General features: G+C 72.0%; 19 protein-coding genes. 13 read left to right on the top strand and 6 right to left on the bottom strand.

Annotated elements, in window-relative coordinates; all coding sequences use genetic code 11:
* The first annotated feature begins 397 nt into the window (after positions 1–397).
* Positions 398–694 (top strand): DUF4193 domain-containing protein, encoded by a 297-nt coding sequence (locus IDM40_RS12900; protein ID WP_193122234.1) that lies wholly within the window; start codon positions 398–400, stop codon positions 692–694.
* Between the two features lie 201 nt (positions 695–895).
* On the opposite strand, the gene IDM40_RS12895 is transcribed toward IDM40_RS12900, so the two are convergent.
* Complete coding sequence (locus tag IDM40_RS12895; RefSeq protein WP_193122233.1) at positions 896–1,174, bottom strand: DUF4235 domain-containing protein; 279 nt, start codon at positions 1,172–1,174, stop codon at positions 896–898.
* A 195-nt stretch (positions 1,175–1,369) separates the two neighbouring features.
* On the opposite strand from IDM40_RS12895, the gene valS reads away from it, so the two are divergent.
* From valS to IDM40_RS12875, 4 genes are all read left to right on the top strand, one after another.
* The gene (gene valS, locus IDM40_RS12890) at positions 1,370–3,949 is read left to right on the top strand and encodes a valine--tRNA ligase (protein ID WP_193122232.1); all 2,580 of its coding nucleotides are present in this window, start codon (positions 1,370–1,372) and stop codon (positions 3,947–3,949) included.
* Positions 3,950–4,051: 102 nt separating this feature from the next.
* A complete protein-coding gene (gene dut / locus IDM40_RS12885) occupies positions 4,052–4,513 on the top strand; it encodes a dUTP diphosphatase (protein WP_193122392.1) in 462 nt (153 codons plus the stop codon).
* Positions 4,514–4,614: 101 nt separating this feature from the next.
* A complete protein-coding gene (locus IDM40_RS12880) occupies positions 4,615–5,448 on the top strand; it encodes a DUF3710 domain-containing protein (protein WP_193122231.1) in 834 nt (277 codons plus the stop codon).
* Between the two features lie 49 nt (positions 5,449–5,497).
* Positions 5,498–6,238, top strand: a complete 741-nt coding sequence (locus IDM40_RS12875) for a PIG-L deacetylase family protein (protein ID WP_193122230.1) — start codon at positions 5,498–5,500, stop codon at positions 6,236–6,238.
* 18 nt (positions 6,239–6,256) lie between these two features.
* On the opposite strand, the gene IDM40_RS12870 is transcribed toward IDM40_RS12875, so the two are convergent.
* Positions 6,257–7,360 carry a serpin family protein gene (locus tag IDM40_RS12870; protein ID WP_193122229.1) on the bottom strand — a complete coding sequence of 368 codons (1,104 nt, stop codon included), beginning with the start codon at positions 7,358–7,360 and terminating at the stop codon, positions 6,257–6,259.
* A 230-nt stretch (positions 7,361–7,590) separates the two neighbouring features.
* Between IDM40_RS12870 and IDM40_RS12865 the strand changes: the two genes are divergently transcribed.
* Positions 7,591–8,379, top strand: a complete 789-nt coding sequence (locus IDM40_RS12865; protein ID WP_193122228.1) for a DUF3159 domain-containing protein — start codon at positions 7,591–7,593, stop codon at positions 8,377–8,379.
* Positions 8,380–8,440: 61 nt separating this feature from the next.
* Here the strand turns inward: IDM40_RS12865 and IDM40_RS12860 are convergent, their stop codons facing one another.
* Together IDM40_RS12860 and IDM40_RS12855 are read right to left on the bottom strand one after the other, a co-directional pair.
* A complete protein-coding gene (locus IDM40_RS12860; RefSeq protein WP_193122227.1) occupies positions 8,441–9,130 on the bottom strand; it encodes a potassium channel family protein in 690 nt (229 codons plus the stop codon).
* The gene (locus IDM40_RS12855) at positions 9,123–9,797 is read right to left on the bottom strand and encodes a potassium channel family protein (RefSeq protein ID WP_193122226.1); all 675 of its coding nucleotides are present in this window, start codon (positions 9,795–9,797) and stop codon (positions 9,123–9,125) included. The genes IDM40_RS12860 and IDM40_RS12855 overlap by 8 nt, the downstream gene beginning before the upstream one ends.
* 226 nt (positions 9,798–10,023) lie before the next feature.
* Here IDM40_RS12855 and IDM40_RS12850 point away from each other — a divergent pair, with 226 nt between their 5' ends.
* Positions 10,024–11,313, top strand: a complete 1,290-nt coding sequence (locus tag IDM40_RS12850) for a class I SAM-dependent RNA methyltransferase (protein ID WP_193122225.1) — start codon at positions 10,024–10,026, stop codon at positions 11,311–11,313.
* A gap of 107 nt (positions 11,314–11,420) precedes the next feature.
* On the opposite strand, the gene IDM40_RS12845 is transcribed toward IDM40_RS12850, so the two are convergent.
* Complete coding sequence (locus tag IDM40_RS12845) at positions 11,421–11,558, bottom strand: hypothetical protein (protein WP_193122224.1); 138 nt, start codon at positions 11,556–11,558, stop codon at positions 11,421–11,423.
* Positions 11,559–11,659: 101 nt separating this feature from the next.
* Positions 11,660–12,760, bottom strand: coding sequence for a hypothetical protein (locus IDM40_RS12840; protein ID WP_328807017.1), 1,101 nt, complete (start codon positions 12,758–12,760; stop codon positions 11,660–11,662).
* Between the two features lie 180 nt (positions 12,761–12,940).
* Between IDM40_RS12840 and IDM40_RS12835 the strand changes: the two genes are divergently transcribed.
* The 6 genes from IDM40_RS12835 to IDM40_RS12810 all read left to right on the top strand — a co-directional run.
* Positions 12,941–13,876, top strand: coding sequence for an LLM class F420-dependent oxidoreductase (locus tag IDM40_RS12835; RefSeq protein ID WP_193122222.1), 936 nt, complete (start codon positions 12,941–12,943; stop codon positions 13,874–13,876).
* Between the two features lie 376 nt (positions 13,877–14,252).
* On the top strand, positions 14,253–16,976 hold the full coding sequence (gene acnA / locus IDM40_RS12830; RefSeq protein ID WP_328807013.1) for an aconitate hydratase AcnA: 2,724 nt from the start codon (positions 14,253–14,255) through the stop codon (positions 16,974–16,976).
* 336 nt (positions 16,977–17,312) lie between these two features.
* A complete protein-coding gene (locus IDM40_RS12825; RefSeq protein WP_193122220.1) occupies positions 17,313–17,564 on the top strand; it encodes a hypothetical protein in 252 nt (83 codons plus the stop codon).
* 147 nt (positions 17,565–17,711) lie between these two features.
* A complete protein-coding gene (locus IDM40_RS12820) occupies positions 17,712–19,673 on the top strand; it encodes a hypothetical protein (protein ID WP_193122219.1) in 1,962 nt (653 codons plus the stop codon).
* Complete coding sequence (locus tag IDM40_RS12815; protein ID WP_328807012.1) at positions 19,663–20,973, top strand: hypothetical protein; 1,311 nt, start codon at positions 19,663–19,665, stop codon at positions 20,971–20,973. The genes IDM40_RS12820 and IDM40_RS12815 overlap by 11 nt, the downstream gene beginning before the upstream one ends.
* Before the next feature lie 235 nt (positions 20,974–21,208).
* On the top strand, positions 21,209–21,724 hold a 516-nt coding region (locus IDM40_RS12810), incomplete at its 3' end, for a protein kinase domain-containing protein (RefSeq protein WP_193122218.1).

Here is a 21,724-nt window from a genome sequence, read left to right as displayed (position 1 = left end):
ACCCGTGTAACGAGCGTGGACCACGGGTGGGTATGCTTCCCCGGGCGTGGACAGGGAGGGAATCCCTCCTGACGTGGGCATGTCTTGGTTTTTGTCCATACCGGGGGCAGCGTTTCGCGGTTCTTCCGACCGTGGGCGGAATCGGACTTTCCAGGTCTACGGGACGCCCGGCGTTGGGTAGTACTCAACCGACCGGTCGCGGACACGACCACCTCACGTGGCCGCCTCCGGCCACAGGACCGTGGTCGTGCCGCTGACCTGTGGGCAGTGGCCCGGGAGGGGGCACGGTCCGCCGGCATCGGGAGAACTCATCGGACGAACCGGGCACAAACCAAGGTCTCTCAAGCGTTACACCCGCGCGACGAGGCACTGAACGAGGGGGATGGAGTTAGCAGAGATGGCCACCGACTACGACAGCCCGCGCAAGACTGACGAGGACATCAACGAGGACAGCCTCCAGGAGCTGCAGGCTCGCCGTGGGGACAAGGGCACCGGCACCATCGACGTCGACCCGGACGAGGTCGCCGAGGGAATGGAGCTGCCCGGCGCGGACCTGTCCGGTGAGGAGCTCGCCGTGCGTGTGCTCCCCCGCCAGGCCGACGAGTTCACCTGCTCGCGCTGCTTCCTGGTGCACCACCGCAGCCAGCTCGCCGAACAGCGCAACGGTGGGCTCATCTGCAAGGAGTGCGTCTGAACGGACGTGAACGGGCCGTCTCAGGGGTCAACACCCACGGGGCGCGCATGTGAAGGCGGGCCCGACCCGTCGTCCCTCCCTACAGGCAGAGCCACGGGGCGGCCCTCACGTCCACGGGCGAGGGTGGTGGACGGCCGACCGCACGAAATCCCCGTGCGGTGAGCCGTCCACCACCACGCCTTGTCTCCGTCCGGGACACCGCTACGAGGAGAGTTCGGCCCTGGGCGAACCGCTGATCCCCTTGCGGGCGGCGCGGACGGCCAGCACCCGGGCCACCTCGACCCCGACGCCGGCCACGACGGCCCAGCTGAGGGCGCGCCCCAGGCTGACCTCGGGCGACTCCAGGTCCGTGGGCGGCTCCTCACCCGTCGCACGGGTCCACGCGAAGGTCAGCGCCTTGCGCGTGGCGAACTCCGCCGCGAAACCGGCCGCGAAACCGATGAGCGCCGGAGCGATCTCACCGCCGTCCTTCTTAGCCATCAGAATCGTCCACCGTTTCCTTCGTACCTACACGATGGTGCGCGGCCGGACCGCGCACCGTCTGCGTACCGAATCCTGCCACGGGGGGCGGTCCCCGCGCAGCGGCGGAGCCCCGGGGAAAGCGCGGCGCTTTTTCACCGCCCGAGCCTTGCGAAGCCGGTCGAGTGCCCGCCGAACAGGGCCTAATATTGGCGCATGACCAACCGCTCTCATTCCTTCCGCATGCCCGACAAGCCTTCGCTGGACGGTATCGAGGCGAAGTGGGTCGACGTATGGGATGAGTCCGGCGTCTACCACTTCGACCGCACCGCCGGCCGCGAGGACGTCTTCTCCATCGACACCCCTCCGCCCACGGTCTCGGGGTCGCTGCACATCGGTCACGTGTTCTCCTACACCCACACCGACACCGTGGCGCGTTTCCAGCGCATGAACGGCAAGGCCGTCTTCTACCCGATGGGCTGGGACGACAACGGACTGCCGACCGAGCGTCGCGTCCAGAACTACTACGGCGTGCGCTGCGACCCGTCGATCCCCTACGACCCGGACTTCCAGCCCCCGGCCAAGCCCGACCCCAAGCGGCAGATCCCGATCTCGCGCCGCAACTTCATCGAGCTCTGCGACATCCTCACCGCCGAGGACGAGAAGGTCTTCGAGTCGATCTGGCGCCGCCTCGGGTTGAGCGTGGACTGGCGGCACACCTACGCCACCATCGACGACACCTCCCGCGCCGCCGCCCAGCGTGCGTTCCTGCGCAACCTGGCACGCGGTGAGGCCTACATGGCCGAGGCGCCCACCCTGTGGGACGTCACCTTCCGTACCGCCGTCGCCCAGGCCGAGCTCGAGGACCGCGAGCGCCCCAGCGCCTACCACAAGGTCGCCTTCCACAAGGCCGACGGCAGCCCGGTGCACATCGAGACCACCCGTCCCGAACTGCTCCCGGCGTGCGTGGCCCTGGTCGCCCACCCCGACGACGAGCGCTACCAGGACCTCTTCGGCAGCACCGTGACCACGCCGGTCTTCGGTGTCGAGGTCCCGGTGAAGGCGCACCGCCTCGCCGACCCCGAGAAGGGGTCCGGCATCGCGATGATCTGCACCTTCGGTGACACGACCGACGTCACCTGGTGGCGCGAGCTCCAGCTCGAGACCCGTCCGATCATCGGCTGGGACGGGCGCATCATGGCCGACGCCCCGCAGGGCCTGCGCGAGGGCGCCGCCCGCGAGGCCTACGACAAGCTCGTCGGGGCCACCGTGCACACCGCCCGCGAGCGCATGGTCGGGATGCTGGGGGAGAGCGGCGACCTCGTCGGCGAGCCCACGCCCATCACGCACCCGGTCAAGTTCTACGAGAAGGGCGACAAGCCCCTCGAGGTCGTCACCACCCGCCAGTGGTACATCCGCAACGGCGGCCGTGACGAGGACCTGCGCGACGAGCTGCTCGAGCGCGGACGCGAGCTCGTCTGGCACCCCGACCACATGCGCCAGCGTTACGAGAACTGGGTCGAGGGCCTCAACAGCGACTGGCTCATCAGCCGCCAGCGCTTCTTCGGCGTGCCCTTCCCCGTCTGGTATCCGCTCGACGGCGACGGCAACCCCCGCTACGACGAGCCGCTCGTCCCGGCCGAGGACCAGCTCCCGGTCGACCCGAGCTCGCAGGCCCCGGACGGTTACACCGAGGACCAGCGCGGCCTTCCGGGCGGGTTCACCGGCGACCCCGACGTCATGGACACCTGGGCGACCTCCTCGCTCTCGCCGCAGATCGCCTCCGGCTGGGAACGCGACCAGGACCTGTTCGAGCGCGTCTTCCCGATGGACTTCCGCCCCCAGGGCCAGGACATCATCCGCACGTGGCTGTTCTCCACGGTCGTGCGCGCCCACCTGGAGAACGGCTCGCTGCCCTGGTCCACCACCGGCATCTCCGGCTGGATCCTGGACCCGGACCGCAAGAAGATGTCCAAGTCCAAGGGCAACGTCGTCACGCCCATCGCGATGCTGGAGAAGTACAGCTCCGACGCGGTGCGCTACTGGGCCGCCAACGGCCGCCTGGGCACCGACACGGCGCTGGACGAGGGTCAGATGAAGGTCGGGCGCCGCCTGTCCATCAAGATCCTCAACGCCAGCAAGTTCGTCATGTCGGTCGCGGGCGAGGGCGCCGCATCCGACCCGGCCCAGGTCACCGAACCCCTGGACCGCGCGATGCTCGCCGCCCTGGCCGAGGTCGTCGAGGAGGCCGGCACGGCCTTCGCCAACTTCGACCACACCCGGGCCCTGGAGCGCACCGAGCGCTTCTTCTGGGACTTCTGCGACGACTACCTGGAGCTGGTCAAGGCCCGCGCCTACGACACCGAGTCGCCCGAGGGCGCCTCGGCCCGTTCGGCCCTGCTCATCGCCCTGGGCGCGCTGCACCGCCTCTTCGCGCCGTTCCTGCCCTTCGTGACCGAAGAGGTCTGGAGCTGGTGGCAGGACGGCTCTGTGCACGGACAGGCCTGGCCCTCCGCCGCCGAGTACCGCACCGTGGCCGCCGACGGCGACCCGGCCGTGCTCGCCGTGACCGCCGAGGTGCTGCGCGACGTGCGCCGCGCCAAGTCCGAGGCCAAGCTGTCGATGCGCGCCGAGGTCGAGCGTGTGCGGGTGGCCGGCGACCGTGTCGAGGCCGTGCGTTCGGCCGTGGGGGACCTGTCCGCCGCGGGCCGCGCCGCCGCCATCGACCTGGAGCCGGTCGAGGGCAAGGAGCTCACCGTCGAGGTGACCCTGCCCGAGCCCGAGGAACAGCAGTAACGGTCCCCGAGGGCCGGGTCGGCCGCCGTCGACCCGGCCCCTTCGCTGCCCCGGCCCGCTGTGCCGGGAACGATAGGCTCGGCGAATGTGAGTACCACATCCATGGAAGAGGGTCGGATCCCGATCACGGTCCACCGGATCGACCCCGGCCTCCCCCTCCCCGAGTACGCCCACGACGGTGACGCCGGCGCCGACCTGCGCACGACCGTGGACGCCGTCCTCGAACCGGGGGAGCGGACCACCCTGCCCACCGGTCTGGCCATCGCGTTGCCCCGGGGGTACGCGGCCTTCGTCCACCCGCGCTCCGGCCTTGCCGCGCGCCACGGCGTCACGATCGTCAACGCGCCCGGCACCGTCGACGCCGGTTACCGGGGAGAGATCCGCGTGACTCTGCTCAACACCGACGCGCACGCCCCCGTCAAGTTCGAACGGGGGGACCGGATCGCCCAGCTGGTGGTCCAGCGCGTGGAGCGGGCCGAGTTCGTCGAGGCCGACGCCCTGCCCGACACCGAGCGGGGCGCGGGCGGTTTCGGATCGACCGGGGGACACGCCGCACAGAGCTGACGGTTCCCCCAGGCCCCGGCCGGCGGCCGCACGGCACGCCGTCGCAGAGGCCAACCCCGGTGACCAGCCGGGTCCGACCTGAGAGCTGGAGAGGTGAGGGCGTGTTCGGACGCCGTAAGAAGAAGGACCAGGAGACCGACAGAGGGGCCGCACCGGAATCCGGGTCGAGCCCCGTGAAGAAGGAGGGCGCTGCGGGCGCCGTCTCCTTCGACAACGAGATCACACCCGAGGCGCCCAAGGCCCAGCCGGCCAAGGACGTCGACCGCCACCGCGCGACCGGCCCCTGGGACGAGAGCGAGGACGCCCCCGAGGCCAACCGCATGGACCTCGGGAGCATGCAGGTGCCCATGGAACAGGGCACCGACATCCAGGTCAACGTCGCGCAGGACAAGCAGGGCAAGCAGCGCGTCATCGGCATCACTCTGGTGCGGGGCCGCACCTCGCTCCAGGTGCAGCCCTTCGCCGCGCCCAAGTCCTCCGGGCTCTGGGACGAGATGCGCGAGGAACTGCGCGGGCAGGTCACCCAGCAGGGCGGCCGCGTGGAGGACCACGAGGGCCCCTTCGGTGCGGAGCTGCGCGCCCTGGTGCCGGTCAAGGGCCGCACCAACGAAGAGGGCAAGCAGATGGGCCAGCGCGTGCGCTTCATCGGCGTGGACGGCCCGCGCTGGGTGCTGCGCGGGGTCGTGCGCGGTGAGGGCGCCTCCAAGCCCGAGATGATGGCCGAGGCGGAGCGCATGTTCGCCGGCATCGTCGTGGCGCGCGGCGACCAGCCCGCGCCGCCCAGCGAGATGCTGCCCATCGTCGTGCCCAAGGAGATCCAGGACAAGATGTCCGAGGCCGCCAAGCAGCGCGCGGCGCAGAAGGGCAACGCAGGCCGTTCCCCGAACGGTTCGCCCGAATCCGGGTCGGCCGGCGAGCAGCCCCCGAGCACCTGACGGGGCCGGGTCCTGTCGGGGGAGCGCCGGTGTCCGTAGGCTCGGGGACATGAACGCGAGCACGGAAGACAGCGCCCCCCGGCCCCTGCCGGAGGATTGGCATCGCGCCCTGGCCGTGGTGGCCCACCCCGACGACCTGGAGTTCGGCGCCTCCTCCGCCCTGGCCCGGTGGACCCGGCAGGGCAAGGACGTCGTGGAACTGCTCGTCACCAAGGGCGAGGCGGGCATCGACACCCTCGCCCCCGCCGAGTGCGCCGAGGTCCGGATGGCCGAGCAGCGCGCCTCCGCTGCGGTGGTCGGCGCCTCGGCGGTGGAGTTCCTCGACTTCTCCGACGGCACCCTCGAGTACGGACTGCCCCTGCGCTGGGCGCTCGCCGCGGCGATCCGCCGGCACCGACCCGACGTGGTGGTCTCCATCAACTTCCGGGAGAAGTTCGGAGGCGCCTCGTTCTTCAACCACGCCGACCACCGGGTCCTGGGCCCCGCACTCCTGGACGCCGTGCGCGATGCCGCCAACCGGTGGGTCTTCCGCGACCAGCTCGCCGAGGGCCTGGAACCGTGGCAGGGGGTGCGGTTCGCGGCGTTCGGTTCGGCGCCGGAGTCCACGCACTACGTCGAACTGGCGGAGGAGGACCTCGCGGCCGGGGTGGCCTCCCTCGACGCACACGAGGTCTACATGGGTGCCCTGGAAGGCTGGGACCACCGCACGTTCCTGGCCGAAGCGGCGGTCGAGGCCGGGCGCTGGGCCGGGGTCCCGTTGGCCACCGGGTTCGAGGTCTTCGACACCTGAGGCCCGGGGAGCCGCGCCTCACTCAGCCGGACCCGGGTCGACCGGATCGCTCACCCGTCCCAGGAACAGCAGGGCCCCGCGGCGGCGCAGCGCGAACACGAACGGACGGTCGGCGGTGAAACGCACCGGACGGGTCGGGACCGCCGCCGACATCACCATCACCGCCGCGGTGGCCGCGGCCCCCTCGGCGCCCTTCTCGTCCACCCGGAGCACCGACTGGTGCAGCATCGCGTCGACCTTCAGCGGCGCCTCGCTGATGCCGTCGAACCGGGCCAGGTCGGAGGCGGCGTCGCGCACACCCAGCTCGCCCAGGGGTTCCAGGAGCGAAGTGTCGGTCTCCACCGAGAACCGGGGCAGGGCCAGCTCGACCTGCTGCTGCTTGCGGCCCGCGTAGAGCGCCCCCAGGTCGTCGGCGCCCAACGGCGGCGGGGTGGAGGCCTCGTCGTCGGCCAGGAACAGGTCCAGGGACAGCTCGTGCCCGCCCTCGAGGCTCACCATCGACCACCCGCGGGCACGGGCGTACGGCAGGCGTTCGGTGCGGTGCATGGTCGCCACCTTGCGCCGCCCGCCCGGGGCGCGGAAGGGGCGCTGCGACGTCAGGTCGGACTCGAACGGGCGGGTCCAGGCCATGGTCACCCACAACGCGTTGACCAGGAGGAACCGCACGTCGGAGTGGATGGTGCCCGCGGGCAGGAGTTCGTCGATCAGGCCGTGGGTCACCCGGGAGACCCGTTCGTTGATGCGCTTGCGCACGCCCTCGGCGTCGCCGCGGAAGTCGGCCGGTTCGACCTCGGCCGCGACCCGTGCGCGCACGAGCTCCTCGAACCCCGGGCGCAGCGGCAGGTCCTGGTGCGGATAGAGGCCGTTGAGGGCGGACAGCTCCAGCCCCTCCTCCGGCGCCGCGGCGTCGTCGAGCGCCTCCAGGTGTCCGCGCAGATCCTCTCCGACCAGGGCGACCAGCTGTTCACGGGTGCGCTCGCGTGCGCCCGAGGCCAACAGGGACAGCACCGTGGCCACCGAGTAGGGAGACCACACGTGCGAGCCCCCGGTCCGGGTGAGGACCCGGTCCACAGCGGCTGCGAACGCCAGGTGGTCGGTCCGGGGTGCGGTGCTCAGCCTCATGCGGTCTCCTCGCGACGGCGGGTGTGGCCGCCAGCGTACGGAAAGCGCCGGTGCACGGAAAGCGGTGAGAAGCCGCACGCGACAACCGGGGATCAAAGCGGGCGAACCGGGGCCGCTGCCCGTCACCGGCTGCTCCGGCGCCCGATGCGCAGGGTGACACGTGGCATAGGCTGGGTCGCGAGAGCGGGTGCGACCGCGCCGCAGGCATGCGAGACCGGACCAGGAGCAGGATGACTGAGCAGCATCGGGCCGCCGAGGAGCCCGCCTCGCCGGCGGACGACCAGGACGGCGCCCGCGAGACCCCCCGGGTCACCGAGGACACCGTCGAGGCCCTGGTCCGCTCACAGCTGTCCAAGGCGTTGGGCGGCAAACGCGGCATGGTCGAGGCCGCCGTGCCCACCCTGACCTTCACCCTCGGCTACGTCATCACCAGCGAGCTCGGGCAGTCGATCACCGCGGCCGTGGTCGTGGCCCTGCTCCTGGGCGCGATCCGCCTGGTGCAGCGCTCCTCGCCCCAGTACGTCATCACGAGCCTGTTCGGCATCGGCATCGCCGCGCTGTTCGCGATGCGCAGCGGGAATGCCGCCGACGCGTTCCTGCCCGGCATCATCTACAACGCCGTGTACGCGGTGGTCCTGTCGATCACGGTGCTGATCCGCTGGCCCGCGATCGGTCTGATGATCGGCCCCTTCATCGGGGACAAGGAGGACTTCACCTCCTGGCGTGCCAACCCCGCCGTGGTCACGCTCGCCTCGCGCCTGACCTGGCTCCTGGTGCTGCCGTGTGTGATCCGGGTGCTCGTCCAGTACCCGCTGTGGCTCGCCGACCGTTACGAATGGGCCGACACCTTCGCGCTCCTGGGGCTGTCCAAGGTCGCCATGGGCTGGCCCCTGCAGGTCGCCGCGTTCGCCGGGATGGTGTGGGTGCTCGCGCGCGGCCGCACCCCACTGGACCGGGGCCAGAGCTCGGACCAGGACCAGGAACCGGCCGGGGAGCGCACCCGCCCCGACGCCCCCTGACCTCCCGGCACACGCACGGCCCCGGATCCCTTCGGACCGGGGCCGTTCTGCGCGGGCTCCGTCAGAGGTCGTCGTCGGCGTGGCCGAGGAGCTCCTCCAGGGTGCCCAGGGCCTCGGGGGCGGCGAGGAAGACCACCGTGTTGCCCACGGCCAGTTCCCGGGACGGCTCGGGCGGGCGCACCGTCCCGCCGGAGGCCAGCACCGCGACCAGCGCGACGCCCTCGGGCAGCACCGCCGTCAGTTCCGACTCCGGGCGGCCCGCGAAGGGGCTGTGCGCGGGGAGCACCGTCTCGGCGATCTCCGCGCCCGGGAGCGGCGGGCGTGTGCCCTCGTCCTCCGGGTCCTCCTCCGGTACACCCTCGACCAGGTCGGCGATCAGGCGTGGGGGAGAGACCGCCAGGTCCACACCCCAGGAGTCGTCGAAGAGCCACTCGTTGCCGGGCTCGTTGATGCGTGCGATCACCCGCTCGACGCCGAACTCGGTCTTGGCCAGCAACGACACCACCAGGTTGACCTTGTCGTCGCTGCTGGCGGCGATGACCACGTCGAAGTCGCCCAGACGTGCGTCCTCCAGCGTCGCCAGCTCGCACGCGTCGGCCAGTAGCCACTCCACCTGGGGCATGTCGTCGACGCCGATGCGCCGGGTGTCCCGGTCGATGAGCAGCACGTCGTGTCCGCTGCCGGCCAGTTCCGTGGCGATGGAGCGCCCGACGCTCCCCGCCCCCGCGATCGCGATCCGCATCTCAACCACGCTCCGTCTCGTCGGCGAGCCGTTCGGGCAGGGCACGCAGGTCCCGGGGGCGGGCGGCCATGTGCAGGACGTCGCCGCTCTGCAACACCTCGTCGGACCCGGCCAGCAGGATCCGGCCGCTGCGTGTCACGTACACCACCCGCAGGCCCCGGCCCTGTTCCAGTTCGGCGATGGTGCGCCCGGCCCAGGCCTCGGGCAGGGTCGTCTCGCGCATCGCCAGCGTGCCGGAGGCGTCCTGCCACTCCGGTTCCGTGGCCAGCTGGGCGTCGCCGGGGACCATGCGGCGCAGGATCGCGTCCGCGGTCCACCGGACCGTCGCCACCGTCGGGATCCCCAGGCGCTGGTAGACCGCCGCGCGCCGCGGGTCGTAGATGCGGGCGGCCACGTGCTCGACACCGAACGTCTCGCGTGCCACCCGGGCGGCGATGATGTTGGAGTTGTCGCCGTTGCTGACCGCCGCGAACGCCGACGCCCGGTCGATCCCGGCCGTCTGCAGCACCTCGCGGTCGTGGCCCACACCGCGCACCGCGTGTTTGGCGACGTTGCTGCGCAGCCTCCGGAAGGCGTCGGGGTCCTGGTCGATCACCGCGACCGTGTGTCCGAGGTCCACCAGCGTGTGCGCGAGAGTGGACCCCACTCGGCCGCACCCCATGATCACGATGTGCATCTGGCCCGCACTCCTGTCGAAATACCCTCACCGGGCACCCTGAACGATCGATCCGTGCCCTCAACGACACACCCTGGCACAGATCCCCATAGCACGTGCGGCGGCCCACCCCCGGGGCGGCTTCCGCACGTCCGGGCGGGCCCCGGCGGGACGGTAGATTGGGCACGGATGGTGGCTGTGCGCGCAGGGTCACCCGTACCTGCCCCGACCATCGAAGGACACCGCCATGACCCGTGTGGGTACCGAGCTCGAACTGACCGTCGACGACGTCGCCCACGGAGGGTGGTGTGTGGGCCGCCACGACGACCAGGTCGTCTTCGTGCGCCACACCCTGCCCGGTGAGCGGGTGCGTGTGCGCGTGACCGAGGAGACCAGCCGCTTCCTGCGCGGCGACGCCGTGGACGTGCTCGAGGCCTCCCCGGACCGGGTCGAGGCCCCCTGCGCCTTCGCCGGCCCCGGCAAGTGCGGCGGCTGCGACTGGCAGCACGCCTCACCGGAGTCCCAGCGCCGGCTCAAGGGCCGTGTGGTCACCGAACAGCTGCGCCGCATCGCCGGGATCGAGCGCGAGGTCGAGGTCGAAGAACTGCCCGGCACCCCCGACGGGCTCGGCTGGCGCACCCGCGTGCGGTTCTCCGTCGACGAGGACGGCCACGCCGGACTGCGCCGCCACCGCTCCCACGAGGTCGAGCCCGTGGACCGCTGCCTCATCGCCCACCCCGGCGTGACCGAGCTCGGCATCCCCGAGGTGCGCTGGAACGGTGTGCGTGACGTCGAGGCCGTGGCCTCCGCCGCCCGCGCCGACCGGGCCGTCATCGTCAACCCCGTGCAGGCCAAGCTCGGAACGCTGCCCGAGCTCAAGGCGTCCAGCGCGGTGCTGCGCCGGTTCAAGGGCAACCGCATCCAGCAGGTGCGCGGTCGCAAGGGTGTGCGCGAGAACGTCGACGGCCGTGAGTTCCGGGTCAGCGCCGGCGGGTTCTGGCAGGTGCACCCGGAGGCCGGGCGGGTGTTGACCCACGCCGTCCTGGACGCCCTGGGCCCGAAGCCGGGGGAGACCGCCCTGGACCTGTTCTGCGGTGCGGGTCTGTTCACCCGCTTCCTCGCCGAGGCCGTGGGCCCGGAGGGGCGCGCCATGGGCGTGGAGAGCGGGGCCGACGCCGTGCGCGACGCCCGGTACAACTTGCGCGACCTGGAGCAGGTGCGGATCGAACAGGGGGACGCCACGGCCCAGCTGCGCGAGTGGGCCGACGTGCGCGCCGACGTCGTCGCCCTGGACCCGCCGCGGGCCGGTGCGGGCAAGGAGGCGGTGAACCTGATCGCGGGCACCCGCCCGCGTGCGATCGCCTACGTCTCCTGCGACCCGGCCACGCTCGCCCGCGACCTGGCCGAGTTCGAGCGCCGCAAGTACCGGCTCACGGAACTGCGCGCCTTCGACGCCTTCCCGATGACCCACCACGTGGAGTGCCTGGCGGTGCTGGAGCCGCTCAACCCCGCACCGCGCCACCGCGACCAGGGCTGAGCCCCGGCCGGCCTCCCGTCAGGGGGAACGTCGCCGCGCGGGCGCATGTCCCGGGCACACACGAGCCCGGGACGCGGGGTCAGTCACAGGAGCCACGGGACGCGGGGTCAGTGGCCCTCGGCCGGTTCCGCCTCGAGATCGATCCCGAGGTACTCGGCCACCTCACGGGCGTGGTCCGGGTCCATGAGGGCGAGGAGCTCGACGAGTCTGGCACGGTCTTCCGGGAGCAGGGGGGTCTCTTCCATGTACAGGATGTACCCGTTCGGGGCCTCTCGGTCCCGGCCGGTGCCGGACCCGGGCGCGGTCTGTGCCGGGATCCGGCCGTCCCGGGGTGTGTCGGTGCCGCTCACGCGTCGTCGCCCTGCGCGCTGCGCCGGCGGCCCAGGTACAGCGCGACGCCTCCGCTGAGGAGCGCGAGCACGCCGACGGCTCCCAGACCCGCCACGGCCGTCCCGGTCACGGGCAGGCCCTCGGCGGAGGCCTCGCGGTAGGTACCGGGCCCGGGCGGCCCGTCCGCGGACTGGTCGCGGCCGATCCCGTCCCGGTCGTCGGCGGTCACCGCCCCGGCTGCGCTGTCGTCCGCCGCCTCGGCCCCGTCGGCGGCAGGCAGTCCACCGGATCGTTGGTCCGCGCCGGCCGCGAACCCGGTGCCCGCAGGGACGGCAGTGCCCGCACCGCCGTCGGCGGTCTCGTCGGGGGTGCCGCACTCGACGCTGACCTGGCCCAGGGTGAGCTCGAAGAGCATCTCTCCGTCCTGGACGGCGGTGACGGTGGTGCCCACGGTCCCGCCGCGTGCGTCCTCCCCGTCGGGTTCGGTGGTGGTGACGGTGACCTCGGTGTCCTCCCCGCCGGGGCCCTCGACGGTCTGGGTGACCTCGGGTTCGTCCGCCGGGACGGGGGTGCCCAGGACGGTGATGACCTGCTCGCTGAAACCGCTGCCGCCCAGGCCGTGCTCCCACGACAGGTTCCCGTGGAAGTCGCAGGCCACGGAGGTGTGCAGTCCGCTCACCGCGACCAAAGGCTGTTGCTCCTGGGACCTTGGCTGCAGGGGGTCCTCCTCCGCGGCCGTGGGGAAGAGCTCGATGCCGGCGGCCGACGTGTGTGCCTCGGCGCGCCCGTTGTCCTCGGCACTGGTGCCGACCTGCGAGCGCTGGGGGCCGGCCACCTCCAGATAGGGGGTGATGCCGGTGGGGTCGGAACCGAACTCGGCCGAGGAACGCTCCGCGCCCAGCTCGGACTCGGCGTGCACCCGTCCCCAGAAACCGCGTGTGTCCTCGTCGGGCAGATCGACGCGGACCAGGGTGCTGACCGCGCTCGCCGGGAAACCGGGCTCGTCCTCTGAGGCGGTGTCGGCGGCGGCCGGGGCGAGCGGGAACAGGGCGAGCGCTGCGGCGCCCACGAGGGCTGCCGGGGCGGTGAGGAAGACGCGGGACAGGGACAAGAACACCACCTCCGGGAGAGGGCGCCGCCCCGGTCGGGGCCGACTCGTGCATCCTATTTTCTTCCTGGTAAAATATTTGCCAAATGCAAGATGGTGTGTCGGGGGTCATCGCACGCTCGCGTGCGCAGACCCCCGGACGCGCGGCGGATTCGGCGCCCCGGGCACAGGTGGGCGAGGATGGGGCCCATGCGTCTGAGGATCTTCCTCGAGCCCCAGCAAGGGGCCACCTACGAGGACCAACTCGCCGTCGCCAGAGCCACCGAGGAGCTCGGCTTCGACGGCCTTTTCCGTTCCGACCACTACCTGCACATGGGCGACCACACCGACGGTCTCCCCGGTCCCACCGACGCCTGGATCACGCTCGCCGGGCTCGCCCGCGAGACCTCCCGCATCCGGCTCGGCACGCTCATGACCGCCGCGACCTTCCGCTACCCCGGCCCTCTGGCCATCTCGGTGGCCCAGGTCGACCGGATGAGCGGCGGCCGTGTCGAGTTCGGGTTCGGTGCGGGCTGGTACGAGGAGGAACACGCCGCCTACGGGATCCCCTTCCCGATCACCGGCCGAGAGCGCTTCGACCGCTACGAGGAACAGCTCGACATCATCACCGGCCTGTGGGGCACGCCCGTGGGCGAGTCCTTCCGCTACGAGGGCAAGCACTACCGCCTCTCGGAGGGGCCGGCCCTGCCCAAACCCGAGCAGGCGCCGCGTCCGCCGGTGGTCATCGGCGGGACCGGGCCCAAGCGCACCCCGCGCCTGGCGGCCACGTTCGCCGACGAGTACAACGTGCCCTTCTGCTCGCTGGAGGAGACCGGGGCCGCCTTCGGCCGCACCCGCGACGCGGTGGCCCGCTCCGGCCGCACCGCGCCCATGGTCTACTCGGCCGCCCAGGTGCTCTGCGCCGGCCGGGACGAGGCCGAGATCGCACGGAGGGCCGAGCGCATCGGCCGCGCCCCCGAGGAACTGCGGGCCAACGGCCTGGCGGGCACCCCGGCCGAGCTGGTGGACAAGATCGGCCGGTTCGCCGAGACGGGGGCCGAGTGCCTCTACCTCCAGGTCCTGGACATGTCCGACCTGGACCACCTGGCGCTGGTGGCAGAGCAGGTCGCTCCGCAGGTGGGATGAGCTCTGTGCGGGGGCGGGCGTCCGTCCCCGGCAGGGACCCGATAACTTGATATCGAGATACAAGTCAGATACCTTGACATCAAGATAACAGCGGGGCTCCCCCGGCCCGCATCCGGCTCGGGCGTGTGAAGTTCACCGCTTGGCGGCGCCCGGCCCCGCTCCATCGTGGACGCCCGGGATCCGTGGGCCGCCTGTCCTGTGGCGAGTGGTGTCGTTGCAGGTCAGAGCGGAACTGGTGGATGCTGGTGCCGAGACGGGCCCCGCAGTCGGAGGCCCCGGTCCGCGGCATCCGGTAAGGGCGGCCTCAGTAGGTCCCGCGCCTGCCCGATGAGGCAGGATGCTGGGGACAAAGTGGCGAGATCAGGAGGCAGACACCGTGTCCACGAACAGCTTCGGTGCACGTGACACGTTGCGCGTTGGCGACGAGTCGTACGAGATCTTCCGGTTGGACGCCGTCGAGGGCTCCGACCGACTCCCTTACAGCCTGAAGGTTCTGCTCGAGAACCTCCTGCGCAAGGAGGACGGACAGAACGTCACCGCGGACCACATCCGTGCCCTGGGCAACTGGGACCCGAAGGCCCAGCCGAACCAGGAGATCCAGTTCACCCCCGCGCGGGTGATCATGCAGGACTTCACCGGCGTTCCCTGCGTCGTCGACCTGGCGACCATGCGCGAGGCCGTGCACGAGATGGGCGGCGACGCGGACAAGATCAACCCGCTCGCCCCCGCCGAGCTGGTCATCGACCACTCGGTCGTCGTCGACCTCTTCGGCAGCCCCGACGCGTTCGAGCGCAACGTCGAGATCGAGTACGAGCGCAACTACGAGCGCTACAAGTTCCTCCGGTGGGGCCAGACCGCCTTCGACGAGTTCAAGGTCGTCCCGCCCGGCACCGGCATCGTGCACCAGGCCAACATCGAGCACCTGGCGCGCGTGACCATGAACCGCAACGGCCAGGCCTACCCCGACACCTGTGTGGGCACCGACTCCCACACCACGATGCAGAACGGCCTGGGCATCCTCGGCTGGGGCGTCGGCGGCATCGAGGCCGAGGCCGCCATGCTCGGCCAGCCGATCTCCATGCTCATCCCGCGCGTGGTCGGCTTCAAGCTCACCGGCCAGCTCCAGCCCGGCACGACCGCCACCGACCTGGTGCTCACGATCACCGAGATGCTGCGCGAGCACGGCGTCGTCGGCAAGTTCGTCGAGTTCTACGGCGACGGCGTCTCCTCGGTGCCGCTGGCCAACCGCGCCACCATCGGCAACATGAGCCCCGAGTTCGGCTCCACCGCCGCGATGTTCCCCGTCGACGAGGAGAGCATCCGGTACATGAAGCTGACCGGCCGCTCCGAGGAGCAGGTCGCGCTGGTCGAGTCCTACGCCAAGGCCAACGGCTTCTGGCACGACCCGTCCAACGAGGCCGAGTACTCCGAGTACCTGGAGCTCGACCTGTCCGAGGTCGTCCCCTCCATCGCCGGCCCCAAGCGCCCGCAGGACCGCATCGCGCTGTCCGAGGCCAAGACCTCCTGGCGCCACGACGTGCGCAACTACGTCGAGGACGAGGTCGACGAGGCCAACGAGGAGTCCTTCCCGGCCTCCGACGCCCCGGCCCAGCACGTCAACGGCAACCGTCCTCACCGCCCGGTCGAGGTCACCATGGCCGACGGCACCAAGACCGAGATCGACCACGGCGCCGTCACCATCGCCGCGATCACGTCGTGCACCAACACCTCGAACCCCTCGGTCATGCTGGGCGCCGCTCTGCTGGCCAAGAAGGCGGTCGAGAAGGGCCTGTCCCGCAAGCCGTGGGTCAAGACCTCCATGGCCCCGGGCTCGAAGGTCGTCACCGACTACTACGAGCGCTCCGGCCTGACCCCGTACCTGGACAAGCTGGGCTTCAACCTGGTCGGTTACGGCTGCACCACCTGCATCGGCAACTCCGGCCCGCTGCCGGAGGAGATCTCCAAGGCCGTCCAGGACAACGACCTGGCCGTGACCTCGGTGCTGTCCGGCAACCGCAACTTCGAGGGCCGGATCAACCCCGACGTCAAGATGAACTACCTGGCCTCGCCGCCGCTGGTGGTCGCCTACGCCCTGGCCGGGTCCATGGACGTCGACATCACCACCGAGCCGCTGGGCATCGGCAAGGACGGCGAGCCGGTCTACCTGGCCGACATCTGGCCGACCTCCGAGGAGATCCAGGAGGTCATGGACAACTCCATCGCCTCCGACATGTACGAGTCGGCCTACTCCGACGTGTTCGCCGGTGACGAGCGCTGGCGCTCGCTGCCCACGCCGACCGGCAACACCTTCGAGTGGGAGGACGACTCCACCTACGTCCGCAAGCCCCCGTACTTCGAGGGCATGGGCCAGACCCCGGACCCGGTCACCGACATCTCGGGTGCGCGTGTCCTGGCCAAGCTGGGCGACTCGGTCACCACCGACCACATCTCGCCGGCCGCGGCGATCAAGCCCGGCACCCCGGCCGCCGACTACCTCAAGGCCAACGGTGTCGAGCGCCGCGACTTCAACTCCTACGGTTCGCGCCGCGGCAACCACGAGGTGATGATCCGCGGGACGTTCGCCAACATCCGCCTGCGCAACCAGCTCGCGCCGGGCACCGAGGGCGGCTACACCCGCGACTTCACCCAGGCCGACGGCCCGGTGTCGTTCATCTACGACGCCGCGCAGAACTACGCCGAGCAGGGCACCCCGCTGGTGGTCCTGGGCGGCAAGGAGTACGGTTCCGGCTCCTCGCGCGACTGGGCCGCCAAGGGCACCCGCCTGCTCGGTGTGCGCGCGGTCATCACCCAGTCCTACGAGCGCATCCACCGCTCCAACCTCATCGGCATGGGCGTCCTGCCGCTGCAGTTCCCCGAGGGGCACTCGGCGGACTCCCTGGGCCTGACCGGTGAGGAGACCTTCTCCATCACCGGCGTGACCGAGCTCAACGAGGGCCGTGTCCCGAGCACGGTCAAGGTCACCACCGACACCGGGGTCGAGTTCGACGCCGACGTGCGCATCGACACCCCGGGTGAGGCCGACTACTACCGCAACGGCGGCATCCTGCAGTTCGTGCTGCGCCAGCTGATCGCCAAGTAGCGGTTCGAGCTCCGCTCCCCACCCAACAGGTGGGCCGCGCGGTTCACGGGGGCCGCCACCGTCCGACCGACGGTGGCGGTCCCTTCGTCGTGCGCAGGGTGTGTACGTGGGCGGGGGAGGGGAGGCGTTTCCCGTCGCCTTGGTCGCCTACACACAGTCATGGTTCGAATTTGCGGAGTATGGAGGTGTCGTGTGTTTCGGGTTGGACCGTCCGGGCGCAGCATGGCCTGAGACGAGGGGCATACTCCTGGGGTGCGGTCGAGACGGGACCACCGGCGGACCGGGCCCCGTGTGCCGGAGCAGGGCCCCGACACCGATGAGGGGAAACCGACCGACATGGGCAAGAAGATGCTGCGCCGCGCGGCCGTCGTCGCCGCTGCCGTCCCCGCACTGGCGCTGGGGGCGCCGGCGCTGGCGATGGCCGACAGCTACTACGGGTCCGAGGCCAGCGGCGCCGGCCCGGACGGTGCGTGGCAGAGCCAGACGGGTGCCTACGCCGGTGAACACGGCACGTGGTGGTACCACAGCCACGAGTGGGCGAACGAGAACGGTGCCGGCTCCTCGGAGACGGTCACCGGAACGGGCTGACCCGGTAGGGAAGGCCCTGCCACACGGGCGTTCCGGCCCCGGCATCCCGCAGCGGGTGCCGGGGCCTTCTGCGTTCGGTCGCCACCGTTGTCCACAGATCCGGGACCGTCTGTCCCGGTGAGAGCGGTATGGGCCTAATATCAGCTCATGCCCTCGCCTGTCCCTCCTCCCTCCCGCCCCCTCTTCCCAGTCTGCGCGGCCCTGTCGCTGTCGGCCGCGGCCTTGCTCGCGCTGTTCGCGGCGGCCCCGGCCGCTGTCGCCGACACCGCCCCCGACGGACCCGCCGACGGGATCGAGCACACACCCACGCCCGCCGAGCACTACGCCGAACTGTTGGCCGAGGAGCCCGAGGACGCCGCCGTGGTCGTGGACGGCGCCACGGGCGGAACTGTGCCGCCCGACGAGCTCGCCGAGGGTGTGCACGCCGCCTTCGAGCCCCTCGGTGTGCCCTACTACGTGGTGGTCACCCCGTTCGTCGGCGCGGGGTCACCGGGAGGCACGGACGAGATCCTGCCCGCCGTGCACGACCGGCTCGGGGCCGACGGGCTCTACGTCCTCCTGCCTCCCTCGGGCGGGTTCACCGAGGTGCTCACCCACGGTGTCGGCCTGTCGGAGGACGACGCGCGCACCGCCGTGTACGACGCCGACCTGTACGGCGTGCCCGCCCACGACGTGGCCCGCACCATGGCCGCGGGCCTGGCCGGCGACGCACCGCCGCCGGTGGAGGCCGACGACGCCGAGGACGGTTTCCTGGCCGGGCTGCACCCCACCGCGAACAACGGCCCGGAGAACCTCGGCCTGCTCGTGGGCACGGCCGGAGGGGCCCTGCTGGTGATCGGCGGCGTCCTGGCCTGGCGGGCCGGCAGCGGAGGCAGGCCCGGGCCTGCCTCCGCGGCCGTGCTCCTGCCGTTGACGGCCTTCGCCGCGGCGGTGGTCGGGACCTACACCTACACCGTGAACGAACCCCCGGGCGGCAGCGAGGTCGTCTCCCCCGAGGACCTCGTGCGCACCGAGGAGCCCTACGTGGCCTCGACCGCCCGGGTGGAGCGGATCGCCGCCACGTTCGCGGGGAGCCCCCTCCACGTCGACCCGCTCGCGGGCATGGACCGTGAGGGCCTCACCGAGCTGCCCGACCGGCTCGAGGAAGCGTCCGTGCCCGTGTACGCGGCGGTGGTACCGCTGGCCACGGACGACGAGACCGAGGGCAACGCGGAGGTCCTGGCGGCCGCGCTCGCGTCGGTGGCCGAGGAGGACGGTGTCTACCTGGTGGTCGGCCCCGGTGTCGAGACTCCCGACGTGGGCGCCTCCGTGAAAGGGCTCGAGATCGACGCCTACAGCCTGTGGTCGGCCGCGACCCTCATCGAGGAGACCACCCCGGCCGCGGCCCTGGAACAGGCGGTGGCCGAGATGGACCAGCTGGAGTTCACCCCCGGCGATGGGTTCGAGCCGTCCTTCGCCGACGCGGACCCGATCCTGCCCGGGCCGCGTTCCGAGCGCTACTGGGTCGAGGGCCTGGTCCCCGGCGCGCTCGTGGTGGGACCGCTCCTGGGCGCCGCCGCGGTCGGCCTTGCGGCCTTGGGGCTGTACATGGTGCGCAGGCAGCGCGGCCAGATCGCCTCCCCGGTCCTGAGCCGGGGCGCCCTGCGCCGCACCGCCGCCCGCGAGACCGCCCGGCTGCGCGACCTGCTCGACCGCAGTCCCGAACAGGTCCCGGACGCCTTCATGCCCCAGGCCGAGATCGCCTTGCTGTACGCCGAGTGCACCGACGACGAGCTGGGCCTGCTCGGGTCGGCGGTCCTGGCCCGCCGGGTCCTCACCGCCGCGCACGACCCCGAGGCCTCGACCGAACCGTGCACGGTCAACCCCCTGCACCCCTTCGCCGCCGAACACCGCCGCACACGCATCACCGGAGGGAAGGCGCCCCTGTGCGCGGAGTGCGCACGGCTCGGCGACGCCGTGCGGAGCGAACGGGTCCTGAGGTTGAGATCCCGCACCACCGCGCACCCCTACCGGGCCGCGCCGAAGTCACCCTGGATCCGCCACCGCTTCGGCGCCCACGACCCCGAACGCATGACCGGAACGCTGTTGGAGGCGACCCGTGCCCGTTGACCCCCGCTTCCCCCGACGGTGCGCACGGGCGGTGACGCGCGCGGCGGCCCCGGCCCTGCTCCTGGCCGCCCTGCTCTCCGGCCCCGCCGCCCCGGCCTCCGCCGACGACGCACCGGAGGAGGGGACCGGTACCGGGGCGAGCCCGGCGCAGAGCATCGCCGAGCACCTGGAGAGCTCCCCGGTCCACGTCGACCCGGCCTACGACGACGCCTTCCCCGAGGACGTGCGCGCACGGGTCGCCGAGCAGATCGAGGAGAGCGGCCTCGACCTCTACGTCGTCGTGGTCCCGCTCACCCAGGGCGACGCCTGGGGCGGGGAGACCGAGTCCCTGGCCACGGCCGTGCACGACCGCCTGGGCGGGGGAGAACGCCACTACCTGGTGCACAACAGCACCGGCGGCCTGGACGGGACGGACCTGGGCGGCACCCCCGGCGAGAGCGACCGGCCCGCTCTGCACGGGGCCATGGCCGCGAGCTACACCCACATGGGCGGGGAGGAGCGCACCATCCCCGACCAGGTGGAAACGGCGGTCGAGGCGGCCCTGTCACCCGACCCCGAGGCCGCCTACGAGGAGGCCATGGAGGCCCACCAGGCGGAGAACGGCAGCCCTTCGACCCCGGTGGGAACACTGCTGTGGACCCCGTGGGTGCTCGGCGGGGCCGTGCTCCTGGCCCTGCTCGCCCTCGCCCTGTCGCTGTACCTGGTCGTCCGTGCCCGCACGCACCGCGCGAGCACGCCCGTGGCCCAGCACGCCGCGTTCGACAACGCCGACCGGGCCCGACTGGAGTCCCTCGTCGAACGCGCCGAGAACGACCTCATCGAACTCGGGGAGCGCCTGCACGGGGAGACCTCCGCGCCCCCGCGCCAGGTCTCGCGCGCGCTCGACGCCCGCGACGCCGCCGCGCGGGTCTTCGACCGGATGGCCGCGGAGGGGCCCAACCTGCCCGACGCCGCCGGGGTGCTCGTGCTCCTGGACCGCGCCGAGGACGCCCTGGCGGGGCTGCGTACCCCGCGCCGCCCCTGTTACGCCAACCCGCTGCACGGCACCGGCACCGCGCCCACCCAGTGGCGAGAGTTCGGCGGAACCCGGACGATCAAGGTTCCGCTGTGCAGCGAGTGCGCCCGTGCGGTGGGACGGCGTCTGCGGCCCACCGTGCTCCCGGCCGAGCACGAGGGGAGCCAGGTGCCCTACTACGAGGTCCCGGCCGAGGAGAGTGTGTGGTCGGCGACCGGTTACGGATCGCTCCGCGACGACCTCGTGGAGCGGATCCTGCGCGGTGAGCCCACCGCGCGAAGATGAGCGCCGGGTCCGAGAGGCCCGGATCCCCGGCCCAGCGCGCCCCTGGCGTCCCCGGCACCCGCGCCCTGTGGCTAACCTGGAGGCCGCTCCCAGTAGGGCGAGGCCGTCCCCGCGTCCCGTGCCGCCGCACGGGTCCGCCGGCACACCGCCCCCGACACGCGCACCCCGGAGTGCCCCGCGGACCCCGGGTGCGGGCTGGGTGCCTTCCGCAGGACGACCAAGGAACGGGACGGGCGTGGACGAACCCCTGGACGAGGAGAGCCGAGCGGATCCGGGGCGACCGGACGCGCGGACCGTGGGCGACTTCCGGCTGCTGCGCTCGCTGGGCCGCGGCGGTTTCGGTGAGGTCTTCCTGGGTGAGGACCCCTCGGGCCGGCAGGCCGCGGTCAAGGTGTTGCACGCGAGTTGGGCGGGCGACACGGACATGCGGCGCCGGTTCACCGCGGAGGTCGAGCAGGCGCGTCGGGTGAGCGGGTTCTGCATCGCCACGATCCTGGACGCCGACCCCGAGGCGGACGAGCCCTGGATCGCGACCGAGTACATCGACGGCCCCACGCTCCAGGACTCCGTGGCCAAGGAAGGCCCCCGCCGCGGGACCGACCTGCACCGGCTGGCCGTCAACACGGCCACCGCCCTGGCAGCCATCCACGCAGCCGGTGTGGTGCACCGGGATCTGAAGCCGGACAACATCATGCTGGCTGCCGACGGCCCCCGGGTGATCGATTTCGGGATCGCGCGTGCGGTGGAGTCG

The sequence above is a fragment of the Nocardiopsis coralli genome, from assembly GCF_014892575.1.
GTDB classification, from domain to species: Bacteria; Actinomycetota; Actinomycetes; order Streptosporangiales; family Streptosporangiaceae; genus Nocardiopsis; species Nocardiopsis coralli.
Note: the sequence above shows the minus strand (reverse complement) of the source record. Positions and strands in the feature narration are given on the sequence as shown.

What these genes read in the sequence shown, in the direction of transcription:
- IDM40_RS12900 (WP_193122234.1), top strand. Translation starts at nt 398, where the DNA reads ATGGCCACCGACTACGACAGCCCGCGCAAGACTGACGAGGACATCAAC.
- IDM40_RS12895 (WP_193122233.1), bottom strand. Translation starts at nt 1,174, where the DNA reads ATGGCTAAGAAGGACGGCGGTGAGATCGCTCCGGCGCTCATCGGTTTC.
- valS (WP_193122232.1), top strand. Translation starts at nt 1,370, where the DNA reads ATGACCAACCGCTCTCATTCCTTCCGCATGCCCGACAAGCCTTCGCTG.
- dut (WP_193122392.1), top strand. Translation starts at nt 4,052, where the DNA reads ATGGAAGAGGGTCGGATCCCGATCACGGTCCACCGGATCGACCCCGGC.
- IDM40_RS12875 (WP_193122230.1), top strand. Translation starts at nt 5,498, where the DNA reads ATGAACGCGAGCACGGAAGACAGCGCCCCCCGGCCCCTGCCGGAGGAT.
- IDM40_RS12870 (WP_193122229.1), bottom strand. Translation starts at nt 7,360, where the DNA reads ATGAGGCTGAGCACCGCACCCCGGACCGACCACCTGGCGTTCGCAGCC.
- IDM40_RS12865 (WP_193122228.1), top strand. Translation starts at nt 7,591, where the DNA reads ATGACTGAGCAGCATCGGGCCGCCGAGGAGCCCGCCTCGCCGGCGGAC.
- IDM40_RS12855 (WP_193122226.1), bottom strand. Translation starts at nt 9,797, where the DNA reads ATGCACATCGTGATCATGGGGTGCGGCCGAGTGGGGTCCACTCTCGCG.
- IDM40_RS12850 (WP_193122225.1), top strand. Translation starts at nt 10,024, where the DNA reads ATGACCCGTGTGGGTACCGAGCTCGAACTGACCGTCGACGACGTCGCC.
- IDM40_RS12845 (WP_193122224.1), bottom strand. Translation starts at nt 11,558, where the DNA reads ATGGAAGAGACCCCCCTGCTCCCGGAAGACCGTGCCAGACTCGTCGAG.
- IDM40_RS12835 (WP_193122222.1), top strand. Translation starts at nt 12,941, where the DNA reads ATGCGTCTGAGGATCTTCCTCGAGCCCCAGCAAGGGGCCACCTACGAG.
- IDM40_RS12825 (WP_193122220.1), top strand. Translation starts at nt 17,313, where the DNA reads ATGGGCAAGAAGATGCTGCGCCGCGCGGCCGTCGTCGCCGCTGCCGTC.
- IDM40_RS12820 (WP_193122219.1), top strand. Translation starts at nt 17,712, where the DNA reads ATGCCCTCGCCTGTCCCTCCTCCCTCCCGCCCCCTCTTCCCAGTCTGC.